20 protein-coding genes are annotated in these 23381 nt (G+C 70.6%); 6 read left to right on the top strand and 14 right to left on the bottom strand.

Features of this window, described 5'->3' with window-relative positions; genetic code table 11:
- Positions 1 to 559: 559 nt before the first annotated feature.
- Positions 560 to 1558: a tryptophan--tRNA ligase gene (gene trpS / locus OP79_RS41820; protein ID WP_033328349.1), complete on the top strand. Its 999-nt coding sequence runs from the start codon at positions 560 to 562 to the stop codon at positions 1556 to 1558.
- A 39-nt stretch (positions 1559 to 1597) separates the two neighbouring features.
- On the opposite strand, the gene proC is transcribed toward trpS, so the two are convergent.
- The 6 genes from proC to OP79_RS41790 all read right to left on the bottom strand — a co-directional run bounded on the left by proC (position 1598) and on the right by OP79_RS41790 (position 6397).
- Positions 1598 to 2407 (bottom strand): pyrroline-5-carboxylate reductase, encoded by an 810-nt coding sequence (gene proC, locus OP79_RS41815; protein ID WP_033328348.1) that lies wholly within the window; start codon positions 2405 to 2407, stop codon positions 1598 to 1600.
- 325 nt (positions 2408 to 2732) lie between these two features.
- The gene (locus OP79_RS41810) at positions 2733 to 3524 is read right to left on the bottom strand and encodes an ABC transporter permease (protein WP_033328347.1); all 792 of its coding nucleotides are present in this window, start codon (positions 3522 to 3524) and stop codon (positions 2733 to 2735) included.
- Positions 3521 to 4321 (bottom strand): ABC transporter ATP-binding protein, encoded by an 801-nt coding sequence (locus OP79_RS41805; protein ID WP_033328346.1) that lies wholly within the window; start codon positions 4319 to 4321, stop codon positions 3521 to 3523. Before OP79_RS41805 ends, OP79_RS41810 begins: the two co-directional genes overlap by 4 nt.
- 97 nt (positions 4322 to 4418) lie before the next feature.
- Complete coding sequence (locus OP79_RS41800; protein ID WP_033328345.1) at positions 4419 to 5207, bottom strand: class I SAM-dependent methyltransferase; 789 nt, start codon at positions 5205 to 5207, stop codon at positions 4419 to 4421.
- A 280-nt stretch (positions 5208 to 5487) separates the two neighbouring features.
- Complete coding sequence (locus OP79_RS41795; protein ID WP_033328344.1) at positions 5488 to 6042, bottom strand: hypothetical protein; 555 nt, start codon at positions 6040 to 6042, stop codon at positions 5488 to 5490.
- A 43-nt stretch (positions 6043 to 6085) separates the two neighbouring features.
- Entirely contained in the window at positions 6086 to 6397 is a 312-nt protein-coding gene (locus OP79_RS41790; RefSeq protein WP_033328343.1) for an SH3 domain-containing protein, read from the bottom strand.
- 184 nt (positions 6398 to 6581) lie between these two features.
- Here OP79_RS41790 and OP79_RS41785 point away from each other — a divergent pair, with 184 nt between their 5' ends.
- Positions 6582 to 8783: a serine/threonine-protein kinase gene (locus tag OP79_RS41785; RefSeq protein WP_033328342.1), complete on the top strand. Its 2202-nt coding sequence runs from the start codon at positions 6582 to 6584 to the stop codon at positions 8781 to 8783.
- 64 nt (positions 8784 to 8847) lie between these two features.
- Here the strand turns inward: OP79_RS41785 and ilvD are convergent, their stop codons facing one another.
- From ilvD to OP79_RS41765, 4 genes are all read right to left on the bottom strand, one after another.
- Positions 8848 to 10701: a dihydroxy-acid dehydratase gene (ilvD, locus tag OP79_RS41780; protein ID WP_033328341.1), complete on the bottom strand. Its 1854-nt coding sequence runs from the start codon at positions 10699 to 10701 to the stop codon at positions 8848 to 8850.
- Between the two features lie 135 nt (positions 10702 to 10836).
- Positions 10837 to 11451: a TetR/AcrR family transcriptional regulator gene (locus OP79_RS41775; protein WP_033328340.1), complete on the bottom strand. Its 615-nt coding sequence runs from the start codon at positions 11449 to 11451 to the stop codon at positions 10837 to 10839.
- Positions 11448 to 12272: a sugar phosphate isomerase/epimerase family protein gene (locus OP79_RS41770; RefSeq protein ID WP_033328339.1), complete on the bottom strand. Its 825-nt coding sequence runs from the start codon at positions 12270 to 12272 to the stop codon at positions 11448 to 11450. The genes OP79_RS41775 and OP79_RS41770 overlap by 4 nt, the downstream gene beginning before the upstream one ends.
- A 202-nt stretch (positions 12273 to 12474) precedes the next feature.
- A complete protein-coding gene (locus tag OP79_RS41765; RefSeq protein WP_033328338.1) occupies positions 12475 to 13407 on the bottom strand; it encodes a Ppx/GppA family phosphatase in 933 nt (310 codons plus the stop codon).
- A gap of 70 nt (positions 13408 to 13477) precedes the next feature.
- Between OP79_RS41765 and OP79_RS41760 the strand changes: the two genes are divergently transcribed.
- Positions 13478 to 14395 (top strand): DUF3109 family protein, encoded by a 918-nt coding sequence (locus OP79_RS41760; protein ID WP_033328356.1) that lies wholly within the window; start codon positions 13478 to 13480, stop codon positions 14393 to 14395.
- 34 nt (positions 14396 to 14429) lie between these two features.
- On the opposite strand, the gene OP79_RS41755 is transcribed toward OP79_RS41760, so the two are convergent.
- Positions 14430 to 16199 (bottom strand): BACON domain-containing protein, encoded by a 1770-nt coding sequence (locus OP79_RS41755; protein ID WP_063742106.1) that lies wholly within the window; start codon positions 16197 to 16199, stop codon positions 14430 to 14432.
- A 244-nt stretch (positions 16200 to 16443) separates the two neighbouring features.
- On the opposite strand from OP79_RS41755, the gene radA reads away from it, so the two are divergent.
- Together radA and disA are read left to right on the top strand one after the other, a co-directional pair.
- Positions 16444 to 17853, top strand: coding sequence for a DNA repair protein RadA (radA, locus tag OP79_RS41750; protein WP_033328336.1), 1410 nt, complete (start codon positions 16444 to 16446; stop codon positions 17851 to 17853).
- Positions 17854 to 17934: 81 nt separating this feature from the next.
- On the top strand, positions 17935 to 19059 hold the full coding sequence (gene disA / locus OP79_RS41745) for a DNA integrity scanning diadenylate cyclase DisA (protein WP_033328335.1): 1125 nt from the start codon (positions 17935 to 17937) through the stop codon (positions 19057 to 19059).
- A 144-nt stretch (positions 19060 to 19203) separates the two neighbouring features.
- Here disA and OP79_RS41740 read toward each other — a convergent pair whose 3' ends face one another.
- Positions 19204 to 20064, bottom strand: coding sequence for a hypothetical protein (locus OP79_RS41740; protein WP_078492355.1), 861 nt, complete (start codon positions 20062 to 20064; stop codon positions 19204 to 19206).
- 175 nt (positions 20065 to 20239) lie between these two features.
- On the opposite strand from OP79_RS41740, the gene OP79_RS41735 reads away from it, so the two are divergent.
- Positions 20240 to 20833 (top strand): phosphatase PAP2 family protein, encoded by a 594-nt coding sequence (locus OP79_RS41735; protein ID WP_033328354.1) that lies wholly within the window; start codon positions 20240 to 20242, stop codon positions 20831 to 20833.
- 19 nt (positions 20834 to 20852) lie between these two features.
- On the opposite strand, the gene OP79_RS41730 is transcribed toward OP79_RS41735, so the two are convergent.
- Positions 20853 to 21512 (bottom strand): response regulator transcription factor, encoded by a 660-nt coding sequence (locus OP79_RS41730; protein WP_033328353.1) that lies wholly within the window; start codon positions 21510 to 21512, stop codon positions 20853 to 20855.
- A complete protein-coding gene (locus OP79_RS41725) occupies positions 21509 to 23050 on the bottom strand; it encodes a sensor histidine kinase (RefSeq protein WP_033328334.1) in 1542 nt (513 codons plus the stop codon). The genes OP79_RS41730 and OP79_RS41725 overlap by 4 nt, the downstream gene beginning before the upstream one ends.
- Between the last annotated feature and the right edge of the window lie 331 nt (positions 23051 to 23381).

The following is a 23381-nucleotide window of genomic DNA, read 5'->3' as shown; positions in this document are numbered from 1 at the left end:
ACGGACGCTTCCTTCGTACTCACCCTCGCGGGCTTTCCTCCGGGCTTCCCTTCGGTCTTGCGTCTCCGACTCTACCAGACCCTTTCGGGCCCGATTCCCAGTCGAAAGTGGGCTGTCTTCACGGCTGTTCGGGCCGTTCCGACGAGTGAGACTTTAGCGGAATCTCCGACCCCGAGCTAATCGGGGTCACGCTCTTTCGAACGCGGATTCCTCATTTCGCAAACGCGCATGAAAACGAGCCGACGACGGATCGTCGATCGTTAGGTGCTTACTGCGGAATGGCCGTCCGGGGACTGACCGAAGTCAGCGCTCACGTCGGACAACTCGGAGAACAGTACGGAGCGGGTTCGGGCGTGTCAACTTGGCGGCGGAGAGCACTCGGGAGAGGTAGCCTCGGGCGTATGACAACGCATGCGTGCACCCAGCTGTGGTGGGCCGCCTGAGGGCGGCCGTGCTCACGTATGTACTCAACGGCCGCCGCCTCGGCGGCCGTTCTCGTTTCTCCCTCCTGGAGAGCTCAGCCGACGGGCCGCGGCGGTCCTGATCAGGAGGTGGAGAGATGACGCGGATCTTCAGTGGGGTCAAGCCGACGGGGCATCTGACGCTGGGGAACTACTTGGGAGCCGTACGGCGTTGGGCCGACGTCGATCAGCACCGCGCCGATGCGCTGTTCTGTGTCGTCGACTTGCACGCGCTGACCGTGGAGCACGATCCCGGGCGGGTGCGCAGGCTCAGTCGACAAGCGGCCACGCTGTTGCTGGCCTCGGGGCTCGATCCCAAGCTGTGCACCGTCTTCGTACAGAGTCATGTGGATGAGCACGCGCGGCTGTCGTATCTGCTGGAGTGCGTCGCTTCGGACGGGGAGATGCGGCGGATGATCCAGTACAAGGAGAAGGCCGCGCGCGAGCGGACGCGGGGTGGGAGCGTACGGCTGTCGCTGCTGACGTATCCCGTGCTGATGGCGGCGGACATCCTGGCGTACGGGACGGATGAGGTGCCGGTCGGGGACGACCAGACGCAGCATGTGGAACTGGCGCGGGATCTGGCGGTGCGGTTCAACCAGCGGTACGGGCATACGTTCGTGGTGCCGCGGGCCACGCGTCCGGTGGTGGCGGCGCGGGTGATGAACCTGCAGGAGCCGACGTCGAAGATGGGGAAGTCCGAGGATGTCGGGCCGGGGATCGTCTATCTGCTCGACGAGCCGGAGGTGATCCGGAAGAAGATCATGCGGGCGGTGACCGACAGCGGGCAGGACGTCGTGTACGACCGGGAGGGGCGGCCCGGGGTCTCGAATCTGCTGGAGATCCTCGCGGCCTGTGAAGGTGGGAACCCCGAAGGCCTGGCCGGTGTATATGAGTCGTACGGATCTTTGAAGAAGGACACCGCCGAGGCCGTGGTCGAGATCCTCAGGCCCGTACAGGAGAGGCACAGGGAGTTGTGCGCGGATCCTGCGTACGTGGAGGGGGTGTTGCGAGATGGTGCGGAGAAGGCCAGGGAGATGGCGAGGCCGTGGGTGGACGCGGCGTACCGGGCGATCGGGTTGCTGCCACCTGCTTGAAGAACGCCGGGGCCGGGATCGGGCCCGGCCCCGGGTCTTCTAGCCGTTGCCGGATGCCAGCTCGCGGCCGCGGTCGCGGGCTGCCTCGATTGCGGCGATGAGGGCGGCTCGTACGCCGTGGTTCTCCAGTTCGCGGATCGCGTTGATCGTGGTGCCTGCGGGGGAGGTGACGTTCTCGCGGAGTTTCACGGGGTGTTCGCCGCTGTCGCGGAGCATCACGGCGGCGCCGATCGCGGACTGGACGATGAGGTCGTGTGCCTTTTCGCGGGGCAGGCCGAGGAGGATGCCCGCGTCGGTCATGGCCTCGACCAGGTAGAAGAAGTACGCCGGTCCCGAGCCGGAGAGGGCGGTGCAGGCGTCCTGCTGGGACTCGGGGACGCGGAGTGTCTTGCCGACGGCGCCGAAGATCTCCTCGGCGTGGGCGAGGTGCTCGGCGGTGGCGTGGCTGCCGGCGGAGATGACGGACATGGCCTCGTCGACGAGGGCGGGGGTGTTCGTCATGACGCGGACGACAGGGGTGTCCTGGGCGAGGCGCTCCTCGAAGAAGGAGGTGGGGATTCCTGCCGCGCCGCTGATGACCAGGCGGTCGGCGGGGACGTGTGGGGCGAGTTCGACGAGGAGGGTGCCCATGTCCTGGGGTTTGACCGTGAGGATCAGGGTGTCGGCGGTCTTGGCTGCCTCGGGGTTGGTGACCGGGGTGACGCCGTAGCGGGTACGGAGCTCTTCGGCTCGCTCCGGGCGGCGTGCGGTGACCAGGAGGTCGGCGGGGGACCAGCCGGCTCGGATCATTCCGCTGAGCAGGGCTTCGCCGATCTTGCCGGTGCCGAGCACTGCGACTTTCTGGGTCATGTTCGGTTGCCCTCCGGGCGGGGGTGCGTCGTCCAGGGCCCATCCTCGCACTGGGGTCGCGGGGGTGGGCCGCCGTGTCCGCTGGGCGGGATGCGCGGCGGCCCTGGGCGGGGGCTCTGGTCGGACGACCCGAACTTCGGTGCGGTGTCGCGCCCCGAAGGGGCGCGGGGCCGTGTCGATTTGCGGCTCCGCCGCGATGGGGGTCCCCCCGCTCATGGGGGTCCCTCCCGCTCGAGCGAAGTCGAGAGTCGGGGAGCAGCCGAGAGTGGGGGAGCGACCAGCCCTCACCGGCCCGCAGCTTCGAACCGCATTCCCAGCGGAGCGTTCACGCCGTGCGGCGGCGGAGGGTTGCGGCGCCGAGGGTGAGGACCAGGAAGGCGCAGGCGGCGACGATCAGGACGTCGCGGATGAAGTCGGCGGTGACGTCGGTGTGCTTGAGGACTTCGTTCATGCCGTCGACGGCGTAGGACATGGGGAGGACGTTGGAGATGCCTTCGAGGACGGGGTGCATGTTGGGACGGGGAGTGAAGAGGCCGCAGAGGAGGAGCTGGGGGAAGATCACCGCCGGCATGAACTGCACGGCCTGGAATTCCGAGGAGGCGAAGGCCGAGACGAAGAGGCCGAGGGCCGTGCCCAGTAGCGCGTCGAGGAGAGCCACGAGCAGGAGGAGCCAGGCCGAGCCTGTGACGTCGAGACCCAGGGCCCAGACGGCGAGACCGGTGGCAAGGACGGACTGGACGATGGCGAGGGCGCCGAAGGCGAGGGCGTAGCCCGCGATGAGGTCGGCCTTGCCCAGGGGCATGGCGAGGAGGCGTTCCAGGGTGCCGGAAGTGCGTTCGCGGAGGGTGGCGATGGAGGTCACCAGGAACATCGTGATCAGCGGGAAGATGCCGAGCAGGGAGGCGCCGATGTTGTCGAAGGTGCGCTGGCTGCCGTCGAAGACGTAGCGCAGCAGGAACAGCATCACGCACGGGATGAGGATCATCAGCGCGATGGTGCGCGGGTCGTGGCGGAGTTGGCGCAGGACCCGGGCCGCGGTGGCGGTGGTGCGGGAGGCGTTCAGCGCGCTCGTCGGGGCGGGCGCCATCGTCGTGGACGTACTCGTCGTCGTGCTCATCGCGTCGTCTCCTTCTTGCGGCCCGCCGCGACCGCCTCGTCCACCAGGCGCAGGAAGGCCGCCTCGACCGTCTCGGAGCCGGTGCGGTGGCGCAGGGCGTCCGGGGTGTCGTCGGCGAGGATCTCGCCCTCGCGCATGAGGAGGAGGCGGTGGCAGCGCTCGGCTTCGTCCATGACGTGGGAGGAGATCAGGAGGGTGGCGCCGCGCTCTGCGGCGATGGAGTGGAAGAGGTTCCACAGGTCACGGCGGAGTACGGGGTCCAGGCCGACCGTGGGCTCGTCGAGGACCAGGAGTTCGGGGGTGCCGAGGAGGGCCACGGCCAGGGAGACGCGGCTGCGCTGGCCGCCGGAGAGGTTGCCTGCCAGGGCGTCGGCGTGGCTGGTGAGGTCGACGTCGGCGATGGCCTGGGTGACGTTCTCGTGCCGTCGCTCGGCGGAGCCGCGGCCGGGGTCCAGGATCGCGGCGAAGTAGTCGAGGTTCTGGCGGATCGTCAGGTCGTCGTAGACGGAGGGGGCTTGGGTGACGTAGCCGATGCGGGTGCGGAGGGTGGGGTGGCCGGCGGGGCGTTCGAGGACGTCGAGGGTGCCGCTGACCTTGGCCTGGGTGCCGACGATCGCGCGCATCAGGGTCGACTTGCCGCAGCCGGAGGGGCCGAGGAGGCCGGTGACCTGGCCGCGCGGGACGGTGAAGTCGAGGTCGCGGAGTACTTGGCGGGTGCCGCGTACGACGTTCAGGGCCTCGGCTCGGACGGCGGGATTGTCGGGAGGTTCGGATCGAACCGAAGAATAATTCATCATGTGATGAATAATGCTCCGGTGAGGGTACGGCGTCAAGCGCCGAGGAGGCGTGAGGGGGCCGATGACGGTCGGTGGTCGTGGTGGGGCGAGGGGGTGTTCAGGAGGTGGTGGCGACCAGCAGCTCTACGTCGTAGACCTCCTGCACAATCCCGTCCGGGAAGACGGCCAGCAGGCGGACCCGCTCCTCGGTGAGGAAGGCGCGGCTGTACTCCTCGCCCCGGACCAGGAAGGCCGAGTGGCTGCCGATGTTGGCCAGGTGCGTGTCGACCGGGACGCGGCGGCTCCAGCGGACCCGGCGGTGCGCGAAGTCGAGGCGCCCGGACGGGTCGGCCACGCCGGAGTTGCTCGCGTCTTTCTTCCAACGGGCGGCGTCTGCGTCGAAGTGCTGCTGGATCCGCAGCTGCTGCTCGCCGATCCACGGCACGTCGAGGGCGCTGGTGTTCCACCACAGGGCCAACGCGCCGTCGGGGCGCAGGACGCGCATGGCCTCCGGGACGGACTGGGCGGGGTCGGTCCAGTGCCAGGACTGGGCGTAGGTGAGGAAGTCGAGGGAGGCGTCGGTGAAGGGGAGGGTGTTGCCGTTGCCGCGGATGATCGGGACGTCGGGGAGGGCGCGGCGGAACTGGGCTGCCATGCCGTCACCGGGCTCTACGGCGACGACTTCGGCGCCGCGGGCGTGCAGCAGGGCAGTCGCTATGCCGGTGCCGGCGCCGATGTCCGCGACGCGGGAGCCGGCGAGGGGGCGGCCTGCCAGGTCTTCGATCGCGTCGAAGAGGGCGGGCGGGTAGGAGGGGCGGTTGGCGGCGTACTGGGCCGCGGCGGCGTTGAAGGAGTGGGCTCGGGTGGCGTGGGGAGCAGAGGGCTGTGGCGGGGGCGTCGTGGCCATAGGGCCATGGTGGCCGGAGACAGGTGCAGCTGACAGTGAGATTTCGGTGAGAGTGAGAGGTGGAGGGACGGGGGCTGGTCAGCGAAAGCTGCGGGCTGTCCGTTGCTGGGCGCTCCCCCGCTCTCGGCTCCTCCCCACTCTCGGCTTCTCCCCAAGTGCCTAAGGGCCTGGGGGACCCCCAGAGCGGGGCCCCCATCGCGGCGGAGCCGCATGTGTCACAGTCTGGCGGCCCTGAAGGGGCGCTGTACCGCGCCGGACTTCGGCGAGCCGGCGAACCTGCTCAGGGGCGGCGGCGTTTCTTCGGGTTGCCCGAGCGGCGGGTGGTGCGTTTCTCGTACTGCTTGCGGGCCGTCTCGTATTCCTCGCGGTGGAGTTTTTCGCCGGGGGCCTCGATGAGGGTGCGGAAGAAATAGGCGAGGAGGGAGCCGAGGAAGCCGACGGCCAGCAGGCCGCGGAGGGAGGCCTGGCGGTCGGGGTCGGGGCGGCGGGTGAAGCCGTCCCAGGTGTGACGGAAGGCCAGCGCGCTGCAGATCGTGAACATCACGACCATGAGGAGCGTGACGATGCCTCCGGTCTCGGAGATCCGCAGGCCCTCGTAGGTGAGGCGGAGGACCAGGCAGGCGGCGGCAGCCGCAGCCAGCGAGCCGGCGGCTGCGGCGACACGGCGGGCGGCGTAGCCGTGGTCGTGGTTCAGCCAGGTCGTGCCGAAGAAGCGGATGGGTTCGGGGCGGGGGCCGGTGGCGCCGGCCGTGGGGCCCGTGGATCCCGTGGTGGTGTCCGGGGAACCCTGGGAGCCCGCGGTGCTGGTGTCCGGGGTGCCGTTCTCTGCGCTCACGCGTCTGATTATGGCTCCGGAGCTGCCGCGGGCTCCGCCGGGTTCAGGAGCAGCGCGGTGCTACGTAGCCGTCGCTGCCGGTGTTCACGTACGTATCCGAGATGTACTCGCCGCTGTCGATGTTGTCCCAGATGTTCGACGTGCCGTACGGGCCCGTGACCCGTGTGCCCGGCGTCTGGCAGTGGATGGGCACACGTGCCCCCTCCGGCAGAACCCGGACGATGCGGTAGCTGGTGCCGGGACCGCTGCGGACGTTGACCCGGTAGCCGGGCGCGACCGAGTAATAGCGCACCGCCGCGATGACATCGCCCGTCTCGTCGCTGCCCGCCACCTCTTCAGCACGGTCAACTGACATGCAAAACCTCCCCCGTTGAGCCCCATGCCTGTCATGGGGTCCCGTTGATTCCCCTGAATCACGCTATGAAACATATGTGCACAACTCGCACGCAGAGACTAACAAGTCACATCAGCCTCGTAAGACTCCATCGACTAGGCTCCGTGCTTCGCGCGCGCGGACGATCAGCACGGGGGTGTTTCCCATGGCGCCACAGCAGGACGCGGGAGCGGGCGCGGAAGCGGAACTTCCCGAGTACGCCGGTCACTACCGGCTGGAGTCCTGCCTGGGTTCGGGGGGCATGGGGGTCGTACATCTGGCCCGGAGTACTTCCGGGATGAAGGTCGCAGTGAAGGTGGTGCACGCGCGGTACGCCAAGGACCGCGAGTTCCGGGGGCGTTTCCGGCAGGAGGTGGCCGCGGCGCGCAAGGTCAGCGGCGCCTTCACCGCGCCGGTCGTCGATGCCGACCCCGAGGCCGAACGGCCCTGGATGGCCACGCTGTTCATCCCGGGCCCGACTCTGTCCGACGAGGTGAAGCGGAACGGGTCCATGCCTCCGGCGCAGTTGCGCCGTGTGATGGCCGGGCTCGCGGAGGCGCTGCGTGACATTCACCGTGTCGGGGTGGTGCACCGGGATCTGAAGCCGAGCAACGTGCTGCTCGCAGAGGACGGGCCGAAGGTCATCGACTTCGGCATTTCCCGGCCGAAGGACAGCGAACTGCGCACCGAGACCGGCAAGTTGATCGGTACGCCGCCCTTCATGGCGCCGGAGCAGTTCCGGCGGCCGCGCGAGGTCGGGCCTGCCGCCGACATCTTCGCGCTCGGGTCGGTGATGGTGCACGCGGCGACCGGGCGCGGGCCGTTCGACTCCGACAGCCCGTACATCGTCGCCTACCAGGTCGTGCACGACGAGCCGGATCTGGCCGACGTACCGGCGGAGCTCACGCCGCTCGTGCTGCGCTGTCTGGCCAAGGAGCCCGAGGACCGGCCGACCCCCGACGAGTTGATGCGGGAACTGCGGTCGGTGTCGGCCTCGTACGACACGCAGGCGTTCATACCGGGACAGCGGACGGTGAGGGACGGGCCGGGACCGGCGGCCCCTCGTGAGGAACGTACGGAAGAGCCCGGCGAGCCCGCTGCGGAAGCGGTACGGGTGGCAGCGGAGGCCACCGCCCAAGAGCCCGTACGGCAGCCCGGAAAGCGCCGGGTCAGACGTACCGCCCTCGCAGCCGGAGCCCTCGGCCTGACCGCGCTCGGCGTCCTGGCCGCCGTAACACTGGTCGACGCCGGAGGTCCGGCACCGGCGTCGAAGAACAACGCCGCACAGACCGCGCCGGCCGGGTTCAGCGCCTGGGAGGCGAACCCGGCCTCCGGCGACGGCGGCCGGGGAACCCAAGGCGCCCCCCAATGCTCGTACGGAACAGGGAAGTTGCTGTGTGCGCAGACCGGGCAGGTCTTCGCTCTCGATCCGTCCGACGGACGCCGGCTGTGGCGGCATCCCGTCGCCGACACGATGCCGAGCGGGCCGCCGCTTCTGTCGGGCGGACTCGTGTGGCCCTCGCTGGACCTGGGGCGCCGTACGGCGGCGCTCGACCCCGTCTCCGGCAAGGTCCGCAGGCAGCAGGACCTGCCCGCGCACAACGGCATCGCGAGCGTCGGGGGCATGCTGCTGCTCACGGGCGCCGACGGGACGGTCACCGGGGTGGACGGCGCCTCGGGCGACACGAAGTGGAGCCGGCCGGTTCCGGGGCAGGCCGCGCCGTACTTCACCACGTTCGCCGGGGACCCCCTCGCCTACGTGACGAGCACGTCCGACGACGGTACGGACACACACATCACGGCGGTGGATCCGCGGACGGGCGAGGTGCGGTGGGACGCGCGGCTGAAGGGGTCCCAGAAACTTCTCGGCGCGGCGGACGGGTCCGTCTTCCTCGCCACTACCGATGCCGAGTACGGCGATACGAAGGCCGTCGTCCGCTACACCCCGGCCAGCGGGGCGACGCGGCGGGTGGACCTGCCCGTACCGCTTGAGCAGGCCCATGGCACCGTGCGCGGAGATGTCGTCCACCTCAGCGGTATCGGCGGAACGCTGGTCGCCGTCGACATGGAGGCGCGCCGGCAGCTGTGGCGACTGGAAACGGGCGCCTCCCGCACCTCGGATCCGGTCGCCGACGACCGGCATGTGTACATCAGCGCCCCTGACGGGCGGCTCCTCGCCGTCGACGCCCGCAGCGGCAAGCTCCTCGGCCAGACGCCCCCACGACTGGGCAAGCACTCCGACCGGGTCGCGGCCTCCCTCCCGGAGCCGGTGATCGCCGACGGCCGTGTGTTCGCCGGCGCGCCCGACGGTTCCGTGTTCGCCGTCGACGGACGCGACCCGTCGGTCTGGTCGCGCGCGGCCCGGTAGCAAGCGGAAGGACCGCCCCAGACGAACAGGAGGCGGTCCTCACCGAAGCTCACTCACCAGGGGCTCAGCCCAGCATGGACACGTCCCGCACGGCACCCTTGTCCGCGCTCGTCGCCATCGCCGCGTACGCCTTCAGGGCCGCCGAGACCTTTCGGGTGCGGTTCTTCGGGGCGTACGTCCCGTTCAGGGCCGTACGGCGGGTGGCCAGTTCCTCTTCGGAGACCAGCAGGTCGATCGTGCGGTTCGGGATGTCGATGCGGATGCGGTCGCCGTCCTGGACCAGGGCGATGGTGCCGCCGGACGCCGCCTCCGGGGAGGCGTGGCCGATCGACAGGCCCGAGGTGCCGCCGGAGAAGCGGCCGTCGGTGACGAGGGCGCAGGCCTTGCCGAGGCCGCGGCCCTTCAGGTACGAGGTCGGGTACAGCATCTCCTGCATACCGGGGCCGCCCTTGGGGCCCTCGTAGCGAATGACGATGACGTCGCCCTCGGTGATCTGCTTGGCGAGGATCTTCTCGACGGCCTCCTCCTGCGACTCGCAGACCACCGCAGGGCCCTCGAACGTCCAGATCGACGCGTCGACGCCGGCCGTCTTCACGACACAGCCGTCCACGGCGAGGTTGCCCTTGAGGACGGCCAGGCCGCCGTCCTTCGAGTACGCGTGGGCGACGTCGCGGATGCAGCCGTTCGCCGCGTCCGTGTCGAGCTCCTCCCAGCGCTCGGACTGGGAGAAGGCCTCGGCGGAACGCTTGCAGCCGGGGGCCGCGTGCCACAGCTCCATGGCCTCCTCCGAGGCCGAGCCGCTGCGGATGTCCCAGGCGTCCAGCCACTCCTTGATGGAGGGGCTGTGGACGGTGTGGACGTCCTCGTTCAGCAGGCCGCCGCGGTAGAGCTCGCCGAGGATCGCTGGGATGCCGCCGGCGCGGTGCACGTCCTCCATGTAGTACGTCCGCGTCGCCGCGACGTTGGGTGCGACCTTCGCGAGGCACGGGACGCGGCGGGAGACGGCGTCGATGTCGTTCAGGTCGTAGCCGGCCTCGGCCTCCTGGGCGGCGGCCAGCAGGTGCAGGATCGTGTTGGTGGAGCCGCCCATGGCGATGTCGAGGGCCATGGCGTTCTCGAAGGCCGCGTGGGTGGCGATGTTGCGCGGGAGGACGGAGGCGTCGTCCTCGTCGTAGTAGCGCTTGGTCAGCTCGACGACGGTGGCGCCGGCCCGCTCGTACAGCTCCTTGCGGGCCGTGTGCGTGGCGAGGACCGAGCCGTTGCCGGGGAGGGACAGGCCGATGGCCTCGGTCAGGCAGTTCATCGAGTTGGCGGTGAACATGCCGGAGCAGGAACCGCAGGTCGGACAGGCGTTCTCCTCGATACGGAGGATGTCCTCGTCCGAGACCTTGTCGTTGACCGCGTCGGAGATCGCGTCGATGAGGTCGAGCGTACGGACCGTGCCGTCGACCAGCGTCGCGCGGCCGGACTCCATGGGGCCGCCGGAGACGAAGACCGTCGGGATGTTCAGGCGCAGGGCCGCCATGAGCATGCCCGGGGTGATCTTGTCGCAGTTGGAGATGCAGATCAGGGCGTCGGCGCAGTGGGCTTCCACCATGTACTCGACGCTGTCCGCGATCAGGTCGCGGGAGGGCAGGGAGTACAGCATGCCGCCGTGGCCCATCGCGATGCCGTCGTCGACCGCGATCGTGTTGAACTCGCGCGGGATGCCGCCGGCGGCCGTGATGGCCTCGCTCACGATCCGGCCGACCGGCGCCAGGTGGGTGTGGCCGGGCACGAACTCGGTGAAGGAGTTGGCGACCGCGATGATGGGCTTCCGGCCGATGTCCGCGCCCGGTACACCGGAGGCGCGCATAAGGGCGCGGGCGCCCGCCATATTGCGGCCGTGGGTGACTGTGCGGGACCTCAGCTCGGGCATCGTCGCTCGCTCCTTCGGAGAGTTCTGGCAGGTTTCGAGCGTACGCCGGTGCTCCGGGTTCCCGACGGCTCGTCCGGGATACGGGATGCGTGTCTCGGTCGGCGGCCGTGACAAAGACTCGTCAGGACCCCTCGTTCAGGGCCCCGTCAGATGCCCCTGAACCACCGGCGCGACACGCGCGATGATCTCCTCCGGGTCCGCGGACGCCAGCGGCTCCACCTTGATCACGTACCGCAGCAGCGCGATCCCGACGAGCTGGGCGGCCGCGAGCTCGGCGCGCAGCTCCGCGTCCGGGAGGTCGAGCTGCCTGGCGACGCGGCGCAGCACCTGGGTGGAGATGAGGCGGCGGAAGACGGAGGCCGCGGCCTCGTTGTTCATGGCGGAGCGAACGATCGCGAGCAGTGGCGTACGCGTCGCCGGGTTCTCCCAGACCCCGAAGAAGAAGCGGGCCAGTCGCTCGCCGACGCCGTCGAGGGGGCCCTCGGCAATCGAGCCGGGGGCGTTCAGGACGGGTCCGAAGGCGACCTCGATGGACGCCTCGAAGACCTGCTCCTTGGTGCCGAAGTAGTGATGCACCAGCGCCGAGTCGACCCCGGCCGTCTTGGCGATGCCGCGTACGGACGTCTTGTCGTAGCCGCGCTCGGAGAACTCCTCACGGGCCGCCGCCAGGATGCGGTCACGTGCTGCGGGGGCGTCCGCCGACTGCGTACGGGAGGGCCGTCCGCGACGTCGGGGGGCCGTGTCGGTCATGAGCCGGCGACCCGCAGCGCCGAGGCGAGGTGGAGCCGGGTGAAGGCGAGGGCCTCGGCGAGGTCGGCCTCACGTTCGGCGCTGGACATGGCCCGGCGGGTGTTGACCTCGATGACGACATGACCGTCGAAGCCGCTCAGGGCGAGCCGCTCCAGGAGCTCGGCGCAGGGCTGGTCGCCGCGCCCCGGGACGAGATGCTCGTCCTTCGCCGAACCCCGGCCGTCGGCGAGGTGGACGTGGCCGAGGCGGTCGCCCATCCGGTCGAGCAACTGCATGGTGTCGGCGCGGGCCGTGGAGGCGTGGCTCAGGTCGATCGTGAAGTGGCGGTAGTCGTCCTTCGTCACGTCCCAGTCGGGGGCGTACGCGAGCATCTCGCGGTCACGGTAGCGCCAGGGGTACATGTTCTCGACGGCGAACCGTACGTCCGTCTCGTTGGCCATCCGCCAGATCCCGGTGACGAAGTCGCGGGCGTACTGGCGCTGCCAGCGGAACGGCGGATGCACGACGACCGTGGAGGCGCCGAGCTTCTCGGCGGCGGACCTGGCGCGCTGGAGCTTGACCCAGGGGTCGGTGGACCAGACGCGCTGGGTGATGAGCAGGCAGGGGGCGTGGACGGCCAGGACCGGGATCTGGTGGTAGTCGCTGAGCCTGCGCAGCGCCTCGATGTCCTGGCTGACCGGGTCGGTCCACACCATGACTTCGACCCCGTCGTACCCGAGGCGCGCGGCGATCTCGAAGGCCGTCGCTGTCGACTCCGGATAGACAGAGGCCGTCGACAGCGCGACCTTCGCATCCGGGATGCGGACCACTGGTTCTGCCACGAGGGACAGAGTACGGGGTGCCTCCGGCGGTTGTGCGGGGGCGGCTCGCCTTGGCCGAAGGGTGCCGTTGCTTGTCGTACGGTTCGCCTAATCGGCGTTGGGGTTTGCGCCGCGGGCGGGTGCGGGTTGTGTGTGGCTGAGCGCGCAGTTCCCCGCGCCCCTGTCGGGGCCCCGGCCCCTTCGGGACCAGGGGCCCCTCCCTCTATGCCGAGGCCATGTGATCCAGGCGCCGGAGGATCACGCCCTCCCTCAGTGCCCACGGGCAGATCTCCAGCGTCTCCACGCCGAACAAGTCCATCGCGGCCTCTGCCACCAGGGCGCCTGCCGGGAGTTGGCCTGCTCGGCCCTCGGAGACGCCTGGGAGTTCGGCGCGTTGGTCTGTGGTCATGGTGGCCAGCTGGGGGACCCAGTCCTCCAGGGACCTGCGTTTGAGTTCGCGTTGTACGTAGAGGCCCTCTGCCGAGCGGGCGGCTCCCGCGATGCGGGCGAGCTGGCGGAACGTCTTGGAGGTGGCGACCACGTGGTCGGGGGCTCCGAAGCGGCTGAACTCGCCGACCGTACGGGCGATCTGGGCGCGTACATGCCGACGCAGTGCCTTGACGTCCGCGGGGTCCGGTGGGTCGCCGGGCAGCCAGGCGGCCGTCAGGCGGCCCGCGCCGAGCGGCAGTGACACCGCCGCGTCGGGTTCCTCGTCGATGCCGTACGCGATCTCCAGGGAGCCGCCGCCGATGTCGATGACCAGCAGCTTTCCGGCCGACCAGCCGAACCAGCGGCGGGCGGCGAGAAAGGTGAGCCGGGCCTCCTCCGCGCCGGTGAGGACCTGGAGTTCGACGCCCGTCTCGGTGCGCACCCGCTCCAGTACGTCGTCGGCGTTGGTCGCCTCGCGCACGGCGGAGGTCGCGAACGTCAGGAGGTCCTCGACGCCCTTGTCCTCGGCCGCGTCGAGCGCCTCCCGGACGACGGAGATCAGTTTGTCGACGCCCTCGGGGCCGATCGACCCGTTCTCGTCGAGGAGTTGGGCGAGCCGCAGCTCCGCCTTGTGCGAATGCGCGGGCAACGGGCGCGCGCCAGGGTGTGCATCCACCACCAGCAGATGCACCGTGTTCGAACCCACGTCGAGGACACCGAGTCTCATGTACGCACGCTACTGCGAGCGGGCCCCCTGCTGGTCCCCGAAGTGGTTCCCGGCGACTTACCCTGGACGCGTGCCAAAGACGAAAAAGGCGAAGACCGACAAATCGGCAGGCTCGGCCACATCAGCCAAGGGTTCTTCGCAGGCGAAGGCGCCCGGCAAGACCAAGAAGCCCCCGAAACAGGCTCCGAAGAACTCATCCAAGAACTTCCCGAAGAAGGCCGCTGTCCCGGCGTCCGAGCCGGACGAGAAGGGGCTCGACTTCGCGCGCGCGTGGGTGGAGTTCCCGGATCCGGCCGACGACGAGCAGGTGTTCCGCTGCGATCTGACCTGGCTGACCTCGCGCTGGAACTGCATCTTCGGCAGCGGCTGCCAGGGCATCCAAGCGGGTCGCGCGGACGACGGGTGCTGCTCGCTCGGTGCCCATTTCTCGGACGAGGACGACGAGAAGCGCGTAGCAGGGCATGTGGCGAGGCTCACGCCGGAGATCTGGCAGAACCACGACGTCGGCATGGAGACCGGCTGGGTCTCGAAGGACGAGGAGGGCTCCCGGCAGACCCGGCCGTACCAGGGCTCGTGCATCTTCCAGAATCGCCCCGGCTTCGAGGCAGGCGCGGGCTGCTCGCTGCACATCCTGGCTCTCAAGGAGGGCCGCGAGCCCCTGGAGACCAAGCCGGACGTCTGCTGGCAGCTGCCCGTGCGACGGACGTACGACTGGATCGACCGGCCCGACGACACGCGCGTACTCCAGATCTCGATCGGCGAGTACGACCGCCGCGGCTGGGGTCCGGGCGGCCACGACCTGCACTGGTGGTGCACGTCGGCGACCTCCGCGCACGGATCGGGCGAACCGGTGTACGTCACGTACCGGCCCGAGCTCATCGAGATGATGGGCAAGGCCGCGTACGACCGGCTGGTGGAGCTGTGCGAGGAGCGGCTGGCGTCCCAGCTGCCGCTGGTGGCACCGCATCCGGCGGATCCGGTCGGCTGACGGGGGTTGTGGGGCGTACCGCGCCCCTTGAGGGCTAGTTTCCCGAGGGAGTCGGGGTGCTGCCGTCACTCGGCGGCGGGGGCGGGTCCGTGGGTTCCGTGGGGGTCGGGTCCGGCTCGGACGGGGGCGGGCCGGTGGGCGTGGGCTCGGGGGCCGAGGGGGTCGGGTCGCTCGGTGTGGAGCCGGGGGCGGAGGGCGTGGGAGCGCTCGGGGTCGCGTCCGGGGCGGGGGCCGGGTGTGACGGGCCCGCCGTTCCGTAACCGCTGATGAAGACCACCGCGTCCGCGGGTGCGATCGACACCCGCGCGTTCCAGGGGCCGTTCGGTTCGCGGAGATGATCGACGTACACCTTGATCGTCAACGACTCGCCGGGCCGCAGCGTTCCCGACGACTGGCTCGGATAGAGCCAGGAGGCGCCGGTGCGCGCGGACCAGTGGACCGGTGAGCTTCCGGATGCCTTCAGGGTGATCAGCGTCGTGTCGCCGCTGGAATCGGCCTCTACGGAGAGGCCGCTTTTCTGCCGGCCGGAGGCCGCGCCGGTGACCTGGACGGAGACGGAGACTTCGGACGAACGTTTTCCCTCGCCGGTTCCCCCGCTGAGCTGCGCGTCAGGCTTCGCGCTGGCACTGCCCGCGTTCTCGTAGTCGCCCGCGCGCTCGCCGCCGAGTGCGTCGGGGCCGTGCGCCTCGCTCGCGGTGATCGGGCGGCCCGGTGAGCCCTCGCCGGTGAGGGGGGCGCCGCGGTAGGCCACCAACAGGGCGAGTACGGGAGCCGCCACGACAGTGGCGACGACCGTCGTCGTGATGGCACGCGCGCGCAGGCGACTGCGGCGGGCCGCGTCGTCCTTGGGGTCCATCGGGAAGCCGCGCCGGTCGAAGCGCGGAGTGCCGCCCCGCGCGCGTGGGGCATGCGCCATCGCCATGTGGAGGGCGGCGCGCGGGGCTTCGAGTGCGGGGAGCTCGGCAGGCGTGACGCTGGTGCCGGGCCAGGAGCCGGGGATCGCGCGCTCGGCGGTACGGCGGCAGCGCGGGCAGTCGTCGACGTGCCGGACCAGTTCGCGGCGCAGGGGCGTGCTGAGGACCAGCCGGTCGTCGCCGGTGAGCCGGGCGACGACCGGGCAGGCGCCGGTCTCGACGACGGCGAGGGCCGCGCGGGTGCGCTCGACCTCGCAGGCGGCGGCACCGAGGAGCTCGCGGGCGGCGAGCAGATCCATGCCGAGGACGGCGGCGACCTCGCGGACGGCGAGCTGGTGCCGTACGGCCAGTTCGAGCGCCTCGCGCTGCTCGGGCGTGGTCCCGGCGGCCTCCGGCCAGGCGAGCAGGGTGAGTTCGCGACGGCGACGGTCTTCTTCGGCGTCCGACGCGCGCGTGCCACGACGTTTCTGCCGGACGGGCTCGGCCTGTCGGGACCGGCGGTTGGACCGCCGACTGTCGCCCTGCCGACTGTCGCTCTGCCGTCGGTCGCCCTGCTGGTCCTTGTCCGTGGTCTCCGCGAGCTTGCGCAGACAGGCCCAGCGGGCGAGGGCGTACAGCCAGGCCCTGCACTCGTCGGGGGCCTGCACGCCGCGCGGGCCGCGGCGCTCGGCGAGCGCGAGGGCGTCACCGAGGGCGGCGACCGCCGCGTCGTGGTCGCAGAGCACGGACAGGCAGTACGTGAACAGGCCGTCCAGATACGGCTCGTAGCGCGCGGGCGGGCACTGCGCCGACGTACCGGCCGACGTACGGACCGCTGCCCGGTCGGGTGCGGCGCGGTGCGCCCGGCTCGCGCCGGTGGTGTGCGTGGTGGTTTCCGGACTGCGGCTCATCACCCGAGGGACCGTAGGCGTCGGGCGGCGACCGCTTCTCCCTGCATGAGCGCTTTTAATCCATACGGGTGAAACGATCCTCCATAAGGGGACAGGAACGCTCAATTCCGCGGCGCGTTCCGGATCGGTTGGGGCCTGTTTGCGAAGGGTGTCCTGATCTTGGCGGCGGGGCCGGAAGCACGTGGTCATGAGCAGGTTCGTGGGCGGGGGCGGCGTTGTCAGTGGTGGCGGTTACGGTTCGTGCATGGCTGCCCGTACGAAGACCGCGAAGGACCGGCCGTCCTACCGCTGCACCGAATGCGGCTGGCAGACGGCCAAGTGGCTCGGCCGCTGCCCCGAGTGCCAGGCCTGGGGGACGGTCGAGGAGTACGGCGCGCCCGCGGTCCGTACGACGACTCCCGGCCGGGTCACGACGTCCGCGGTGCCCATCGGCCAGGTCGACGGCCGCACGGCGACCGCCCGCCCCACCGGCGTACCGGAGCTGGACCGGGTTCTCGGCGGCGGACTGGTGCCGGGCGCGGTCGTGCTCGTCGCGGGCGAGCCGGGCGTCGGCAAGTCCACGCTGCTGCTGGACGTGGCGGCCAAGTCGGCAAGTGACGAACATCGCACGCTCTACATCACCGGCGAGGAGTCCGCGAGCCAGGTCCGCCTCCGCGCCGACCGCATCAAGGCGATCGACGACCACCTGTATCTCGCCGCGGAGACCGATCTGGCCGCCGTTCTCGGCCACTTGGACGCGGTGAAGCCGTCCCTGCTGATCCTCGACTCCGTACAGACCGTGGCCTCTCCGGAGATCGACGGCGCCCCCGGAGGCATGGCCCAGGTCCGCGAGGTGGCCGGAGCCCTGATCCGCGCCTCCAAGGAGCGCGGCATGTCCACCCTCCTTGTGGGCCATGTCACCAAGGACGGCGCCATCGCGGGCCCCCGTCTCCTGGAGCATCTCGTGGACGTCGTCCTGAGCTTCGAGGGCGACCGGCACGCACGCCTGAGGCTCGTACGAGGCGTCAAGAACCGGTACGGCACGACGGACGAGGTCGGCTGCTTCGAACTGCACGACGAGGGCATCACCGGACTCGCCGACCCCAGCGGTCTGTTCCTCACCCGCCGCGCCGAGCCCGTCCCCGGCACATGCCTGACCGTCACCCTCGAAGGCCGCCGCCCCCTGGTCGCCGAGGTCCAGGCGCTCACCGTCGACTCGCAGATCCCCTCCCCCAGGCGTACGACCTCGGGTCTGGAGACCTCCCGCGTCTCGATGATGCTCGCCGTCCTGGAGCAGCGCGGCCGGATCACCGCCCTGGGAAAGCGGGACATCTACTCCGCGACGGTCGGCGGCGTGAAGCTCTCCGAGCCGGCCGCGGACCTGGCGATCGCCCTCGCCCTGGCCTCCGCCGCGAGCGACACCCCGCTCCCCAAGAATCTCGTGGCGATCGGCGAAGTGGGCCTCGCGGGCGAGGTCAGACGGGTCACGGGCGTCCAGCGCAGACTCGCCGAAGCCCATCGTCTGGGCTTCACACACGCGCTCGTACCGGGCGATCCCGGCAAGATCCCTCCCGGTATGAAGGTCCTGGAAGTGGCCGACATGGGGGACGCGCTGCAGGTGCTTCCGAGGTCGCGTCGTCGAGAGGCCCCACGGGACGAGGAGGAGCGCCGGTAGACTTTGCCCAGGTCTCGACCGTCCGTACGAAAGAAGTATGCGAAACGGGAGCGCCCCAGAACCTGCGACCGGAGGAGTGCAGTGGCAGCCAATGACCGGGCGGCAGCTCCCGGAAAGTCCGGTGGGAGCTCCGGTGCCGATGGGCTGATGCGCGCCTCACTGAGCGCCGTGGCACCCGGCACGGGTCTTCGCGACGGCCTGGAGCGGATCCTCCGCGGCAACACCGGCGGGCTCATCGTGCTCGGCTGGGACAAGACGGTCGAGTCGATGTGCACGGGCGGCTTCGTCCTGGACGTCGAGTTCACGGCGACCCGGCTGCGAGAGCTGTGCAAGCTCGACGGCGGCATCATCGTCGACAAGGACATCACCAAGATCCTGCGGGCGGGCGTACAGCTGGTGCCCGACCCGACCATCCCCACCGAGGAGACGGGCACCCGGCACCGCACGGCCGACCGGGTCTCCAAGCAGGTCGGCTTCCCCGTCGTCTCCGTCTCCCAGTCCATGCGCCTGATCGCGCTGTACGTGGACGGACAACGCCGCGTCCTGGAGGACTCGGCGGCCATCCTCTCCCGCGCCAACCAGGCCCTGGCGACGCTGGAGCGCTACAAGCTCCGCCTCGACGAGGTCGCGGGGACGCTCTCCGCCCTCGAAATCGAGGACCTGGTCACCGTCCGGGACGTCTCGGCGGTGGCCCAGCGTCTGGAGATGGTGCGCCGGATCGCCACGGAGATCGCCGAGTACGTGGTGGAGCTGGGCACGGACGGTCGCCTTCTCGCCCTCCAGCTGGACGAGTTGATCGCGGGCGTCGAGCCCGAGCGCGAGCTCGTCGTACGGGACTACGTACCGGAGCCCACCGCCAAGCGCTCCCGCACGGTCGACGAGGCCCTCGCCGAACTCGACGCGCTCAGCCACGCCGAGCTGCTCGAACTGCCCACGGTGGCAAGGGCGTTGGGCTACACCGGCGCCCCCGAGACCCTCGACTCCGCGGTGTCACCGCGCGGTTACCGGCTCCTCGCCAAGGTGCCGCGGCTGCCCGGCGCGATCATCGACCGCCTGGTCGAGCACTTCGGCGGCCTGCAGAAGCTGCTCGCCGCGAGCGTCAACGACCTCCAAACGGTGGACGGCGTCGGCGAGGCGCGGGCGCGGAGCGTTCGGGAGGGGCTTTCGCGGTTGGCGGAGTCGTCGATCTTGGAGCGGTACGTCTAGCCTCCGGCGGTTGGGCGGGGCGCCTACGGGGGTGGTGGGTTCGGTTCGTGGGCGACTGTAGGCCCGTCGTGGCTGATCGCGCAGTTCCCCGCGCCCCTAAAAAGCCTGCGGCTGCCCGGGCCCAGAAAAAGGGAGCGCGCCCCCCTAGTCCTTCTCCAGGACGAATGACGTCCTGGCCGTCGTCATGCCCGGAGCCGTGGCCTCCACCAAGTACGTGCCCGCGCTTGCCGAACCCGCTGGCGGCGTGGCGCACTCGGGGGCGCTCGCCTTGCGGTCCCACTCCAGGTTGCGGGTGACGCTGGCCTTCGCCGGGATGCGGTACAGGACGCTGCCGGCGCCCGTCGGGCAGTCGGCCGAGGACCACAGCTCGTCGTCGCCGCCCGCCTGAGTGATCGTCAGCACCGCTTCCTTCGGGCCGAGATCGAGCTTGCAGTCGGTGGCGGAGGAGTTCGTGACGATCAGTTCCAGTTCGGGCTGCTCGTCGGGGGAGTACGCGTTCCGGACGCTGCGCAGCGTCAACTTCACTGCTCCAGGCGTGCAGTTGGGAAGGCTGGACCCGGCGGGAACCGTATCCCCGGAGACACCCCCACCCCCGACACCGGCCGAGCCACCACCGGTACCGCCCGCGCCACCGGAGGAGCCGTCCGCCCCACCGGAGCCCGCGGAGCCACCGCCGGAGTCCTCGGACCCGTCGCTTCCTCCGCTCCCCCCACTGCCACCGCTGCCGCTGCCGCTGCCGCTGCCGCCAGTCTCGTCGCCCGACTCGTCGCGTCCGCCCGGGGCTTCGCTGATCGCGGGCCCCGAACTGGTGGGGCCGGGCGTGATGGAGGGCGCGGGATTCTTGCCGTTGGACCCGTCGGCGCCGTTGTTGCTGCCCCCGCCGCCAGAGGTGACGATCCAGGTGATCAGCAACGCCAACAGCGCGACCAAGGACACCAGAACGGCCCTCCGACGCCAGTAGATGGAGGAGGGAAGCGGCCCGACAGGATTGCGCAGAGATCCCACGGCGCAAACCTTACGAGAGATCCGCGAGTTCGCTGGCCCCACCCGCCGCCCTGAGCCCCAACTTTTCCGGATCATCATCCCGCAACAGCCCGGCCCACCCCTGTCTTTCGTCAGGTCGAGGTCCCGACGATCGCAGGATGTGACGACGGACGACCCTTGAATACCGTCCGTGACCATGGACGCCGACCTTTACCGAGAGATCACCGACGCCGCCCACGACACCCCGACGTGGTTACAGCACTTGGCCGAGATATGGACGGAGGCCGGACTGCTGCTCTACGGCGTCCTCTTCGTCGCCGCCTGGTGGCGTCGGCGGCGGAGCGAACCGGGGGCTTTCGCGATCGCGGTCCTCGCGCCTCTGGCCACGGCCGTGGCGTACGTGTGCAGCGAACTGCTCAAGTCCGCCGTCGACGAGGAACGCCCGTGCCGAGCCGTCGCCGACGCGACCGCCCCACTCGTCGACTGCCCACCACACGGCGACTGGTCCTTCCCCAGCAACCACGCCACGATCGCGGGCGCCGCGACGGTAGCGCTCGCGCTGACCTGGCGGGGCATCCTGTGGCTGACGGCTCCGATGGCCCTGCTCATGGCCTTCTCCCGGGTGTTCGTCGGCGTGCACTACCCGCACGACACGGTGGCGGGCCTGGCCCTCGGCACGCTCGTCGCCTTCACCTTCGTACGCCTGACGGCGCGTCCGGCGGCACGGGTGGCGGAGGCGATGCGGGGATCGGCGGCGGGGCCGGTGCGGTGGTTCGCGGGCCGAAGCTGAGGTGACGCTTGCTCGGCACTTACTCGGCCAAGCCCGCCTCGTACGCCACGATCGCCGCCTGGACGCGGTTTCTGACCTCCAACCGGTCGAGAATCGCGCTCACATACGCCTTCACCGTGCCCTCCACGAGGTGCAGGCGAGCAGCGATCTCGGGGTTCGAAAGGCCGGCTCCGAGCAGCCCGAGGACTTCACGTTCGCGGGGAGTGAGCGACGCGACGCGGTCACGGGCGGCGGCCTCGCGACTCAGCCGCCGCCCGGCGCCGAAACCGTCGATCACGTGCCGGGCCACCTTCGGCGAGAGGAACGCGGCCCCGTCCGCGACCGCCCGCACCCCCGCGACGAGTTCGTGCGGATCACCGGACTTCAACAGGAAACCCGTGGCACCACCGCCCAGCGCCCGGGCCACATACGCGTCCTCCGAAAAGGTCGTCAGGATCGCGACCGCCGCTCCGGGCACGGTCCGTACGATCTCCTCCGCGGCCGCGAGCCCGTCCAGGCGAGGCATCCGGATGTCGAGCAGCGCCACATCAGGCCGGTGAGCCTGCGTCAGCGCGACGGCCTCGCGTCCGTCGGCGGCCTCCGCGACAACCTCGATGCCGCCCCCGCCTCCGGCATCGAGGATCGCCTTCACGCCGGCGCGGACCATCGCCTCGTCGTCGGCCAGCAGTACGCGGATCACCGCACCCACTCTTCCTTCCCCTCCTCAGGCACCTGTCCGGCCGTATCGCCTCTGGGGACCACGTCCTTGGCGACCAGCCGTCCCCTGTCGTCGAAGCACAGTCTGAAGTGCTCGACGGGGACGAAGAGTTCGCCGCTCGCGCGGTAGTAACGGCAGTCGGTCCCCTTCGGCGCGGCGGGGGCGCGTTCCACCGGTGGGTCGCTCACCGTGCGGTCGGGCAGTACGCGTTCGGCGTCGTCGAGCGGAGTTCCGAGGCGCAGTTCGGCGTAGTCGCCAGGCTTCAGGACCGAGTGCGTCTTCGTGTACGCGTACCAGGCGAAGGCTCCGCCGAGAAAGACGGCTCCAGCGGCGACGGCACCCGCGAACGACAAGACCACGCGGCGACGGGCATGCGCGGGCGGGCTCGGCAGGAGGTACGCGACGGCCTCCTTGCCCGGAACGACCGGACCGGCAGGTACGTACGCCTTGACCCGGAAGCCCTCCCCGTACGCCCCCGCCTCGAACCGACCGCCGACACCCTCGACCACCGTCCGCAGCCCCAGCAACCCCGTACCCCCAGACGACGAACCCTCTTCCGTGGACGCCGCCCCGTTGACCACGCTCACCTCCGTACCGCCGGCCTCTCGCCGCACCGCGACGGTGACTGCCGCGCCGGGCGCGTGCCGGGCGGCGTTGGTCAGGGCCTCGCGTACGACCCGGTGGACGATCCGCTCGACGAGCGAGTACGCACCGGCCGGCCCCGTCTCCTCCCAGCGCACCCGGAGGCCCGACTCCGCGGCGCGGGCCACGAGTTCCTCGACACTCTCGCCGGCCGGGGTCAGCGGGGCCGGCTCGTCGTCCTCCTCCCTCAGCAGGCCGATGATGCGGTGGAGCCGTTCCGTGGCGTCGGAGGCGGCCTCGCGGAGGTCGGCGGCGGCCGTGCGGTGGTGCTCCGCGAGGTCGGGGGCGAGTTGGAGGACGCCGGCGCGCAGGGCGATCAGACTCAGTTCGTGGCCGAGGGAGTCGTGCATGTCCTGGGCGATACGGGCCCGTTCGCGCAGTCGTGCCCGGTCCTCGGCGATCCGTTGCTCCCGTTCCAGTTGTTCGCGGTTCTGGCGCCAGTACCGGCCGCCGAGCCAGGGGAACACGACGCCGAAGAGCAACGTGCCGATGAGTACGAGGTATTGGGCCGACGGGTCGACTCCTCGTACCGCTATCTGGAACGTGCCGAGGACGCCGACCGCGCCGAATGCCGTCAGGGCGGGGCGGGTTTGTTGTGCGTGCCGGCCGAGCAGGAGGGCGAAGACGGCGAGGGCCGGGCCGTACGAGAGGGTGAGCAGGGCGGGTTCCGAGGCGAGGCTGAGGGCCGCGGTTGCCGCGAAGGCCGTCAGCGGGCTTCTGCGCCGTATCGCTGCGGCTGCGGCCAGGGTTGCGATGCCCGCGAGTTGCTCCGCCGGGGTGCGGGGTTCGTTCAGGCCGATGCGGTCGACTGTGACGACCGGCACGGCCAGTGCCGCCCACAGCAGGGCGTCCGCGGCCCTCCTCCGACGACGTTCCATCTCCCCGACGCTACAAGCGGGCGGGCGGCTGCCGCCCCTGCCGATCGTCAGGGGTTCCGCCGCCGCGGGGGCTGGGCTGAAGGGTTTTTCTTCCCCAACCCCGCCCCTTCCCGAAACTGGGGCTGCCGCCCCGGACCCCCGCCAGGGGGTGGTGGGTGACATGTCGTGTCGCGGGTGCGGGTGCGTCGTGGCTGGTCGCGCAGTTCCCCGCGCCCCTAAAAGCAAAAGCCTGCGCCTTCCCGGGCGCCCCGGGAAAGCCCGTACCCCCGACTGCCCGCAGTTTCCCTCCGGCGGGAGGGGTCGTGGGCCGGTGCGTCGTATGCCCGTCGCT

The organism is Streptomyces yerevanensis (assembly GCF_000716805.1).
Classification (GTDB): Bacteria; Actinomycetota; Actinomycetes; order Streptomycetales; family Streptomycetaceae; genus Streptomyces; species Streptomyces flaveus.
Note: the sequence above shows the minus strand (reverse complement) of the source record. Positions and strands in the feature narration are given on the sequence as shown.

Excerpts from the sequence above, each read along its gene's own strand:
- OP79_RS41735 (WP_033328354.1), top strand. The coding sequence starts at position 20,240 with ATGGACGCCGACCTTTACCGAGAGATCACCGACGCCGCCCACGACACC.
- OP79_RS41800 (WP_033328345.1), bottom strand. The coding sequence starts at position 5,207 with ATGGCCACGACGCCCCCGCCACAGCCCTCTGCTCCCCACGCCACCCGA.
- OP79_RS41765 (WP_033328338.1), bottom strand. The coding sequence starts at position 13,407 with ATGAGACTCGGTGTCCTCGACGTGGGTTCGAACACGGTGCATCTGCTG.
- trpS (WP_033328349.1), top strand. The coding sequence starts at position 560 with ATGACGCGGATCTTCAGTGGGGTCAAGCCGACGGGGCATCTGACGCTG.
- OP79_RS41810 (WP_033328347.1), bottom strand. The coding sequence starts at position 3,524 with ATGAGCACGACGACGAGTACGTCCACGACGATGGCGCCCGCCCCGACG.
- OP79_RS41755 (WP_063742106.1), bottom strand. The coding sequence starts at position 16,199 with ATGAGCCGCAGTCCGGAAACCACCACGCACACCACCGGCGCGAGCCGG.
- radA (WP_033328336.1), top strand. The coding sequence starts at position 16,444 with ATGGCTGCCCGTACGAAGACCGCGAAGGACCGGCCGTCCTACCGCTGC.
- OP79_RS41725 (WP_033328334.1), bottom strand. The coding sequence starts at position 23,050 with ATGGAACGTCGTCGGAGGAGGGCCGCGGACGCCCTGCTGTGGGCGGCA.
- proC (WP_033328348.1), bottom strand. The coding sequence starts at position 2,407 with ATGACCCAGAAAGTCGCAGTGCTCGGCACCGGCAAGATCGGCGAAGCC.
- OP79_RS41790 (WP_033328343.1), bottom strand. The coding sequence starts at position 6,397 with ATGTCAGTTGACCGTGCTGAAGAGGTGGCGGGCAGCGACGAGACGGGC.
- OP79_RS41775 (WP_033328340.1), bottom strand. The coding sequence starts at position 11,451 with ATGACCGACACGGCCCCCCGACGTCGCGGACGGCCCTCCCGTACGCAG.
- OP79_RS41785 (WP_033328342.1), top strand. The coding sequence starts at position 6,582 with ATGGCGCCACAGCAGGACGCGGGAGCGGGCGCGGAAGCGGAACTTCCC.
- OP79_RS41805 (WP_033328346.1), bottom strand. The coding sequence starts at position 4,321 with ATGATGAATTATTCTTCGGTTCGATCCGAACCTCCCGACAATCCCGCC.
- ilvD (WP_033328341.1), bottom strand. The coding sequence starts at position 10,701 with ATGCCCGAGCTGAGGTCCCGCACAGTCACCCACGGCCGCAATATGGCG.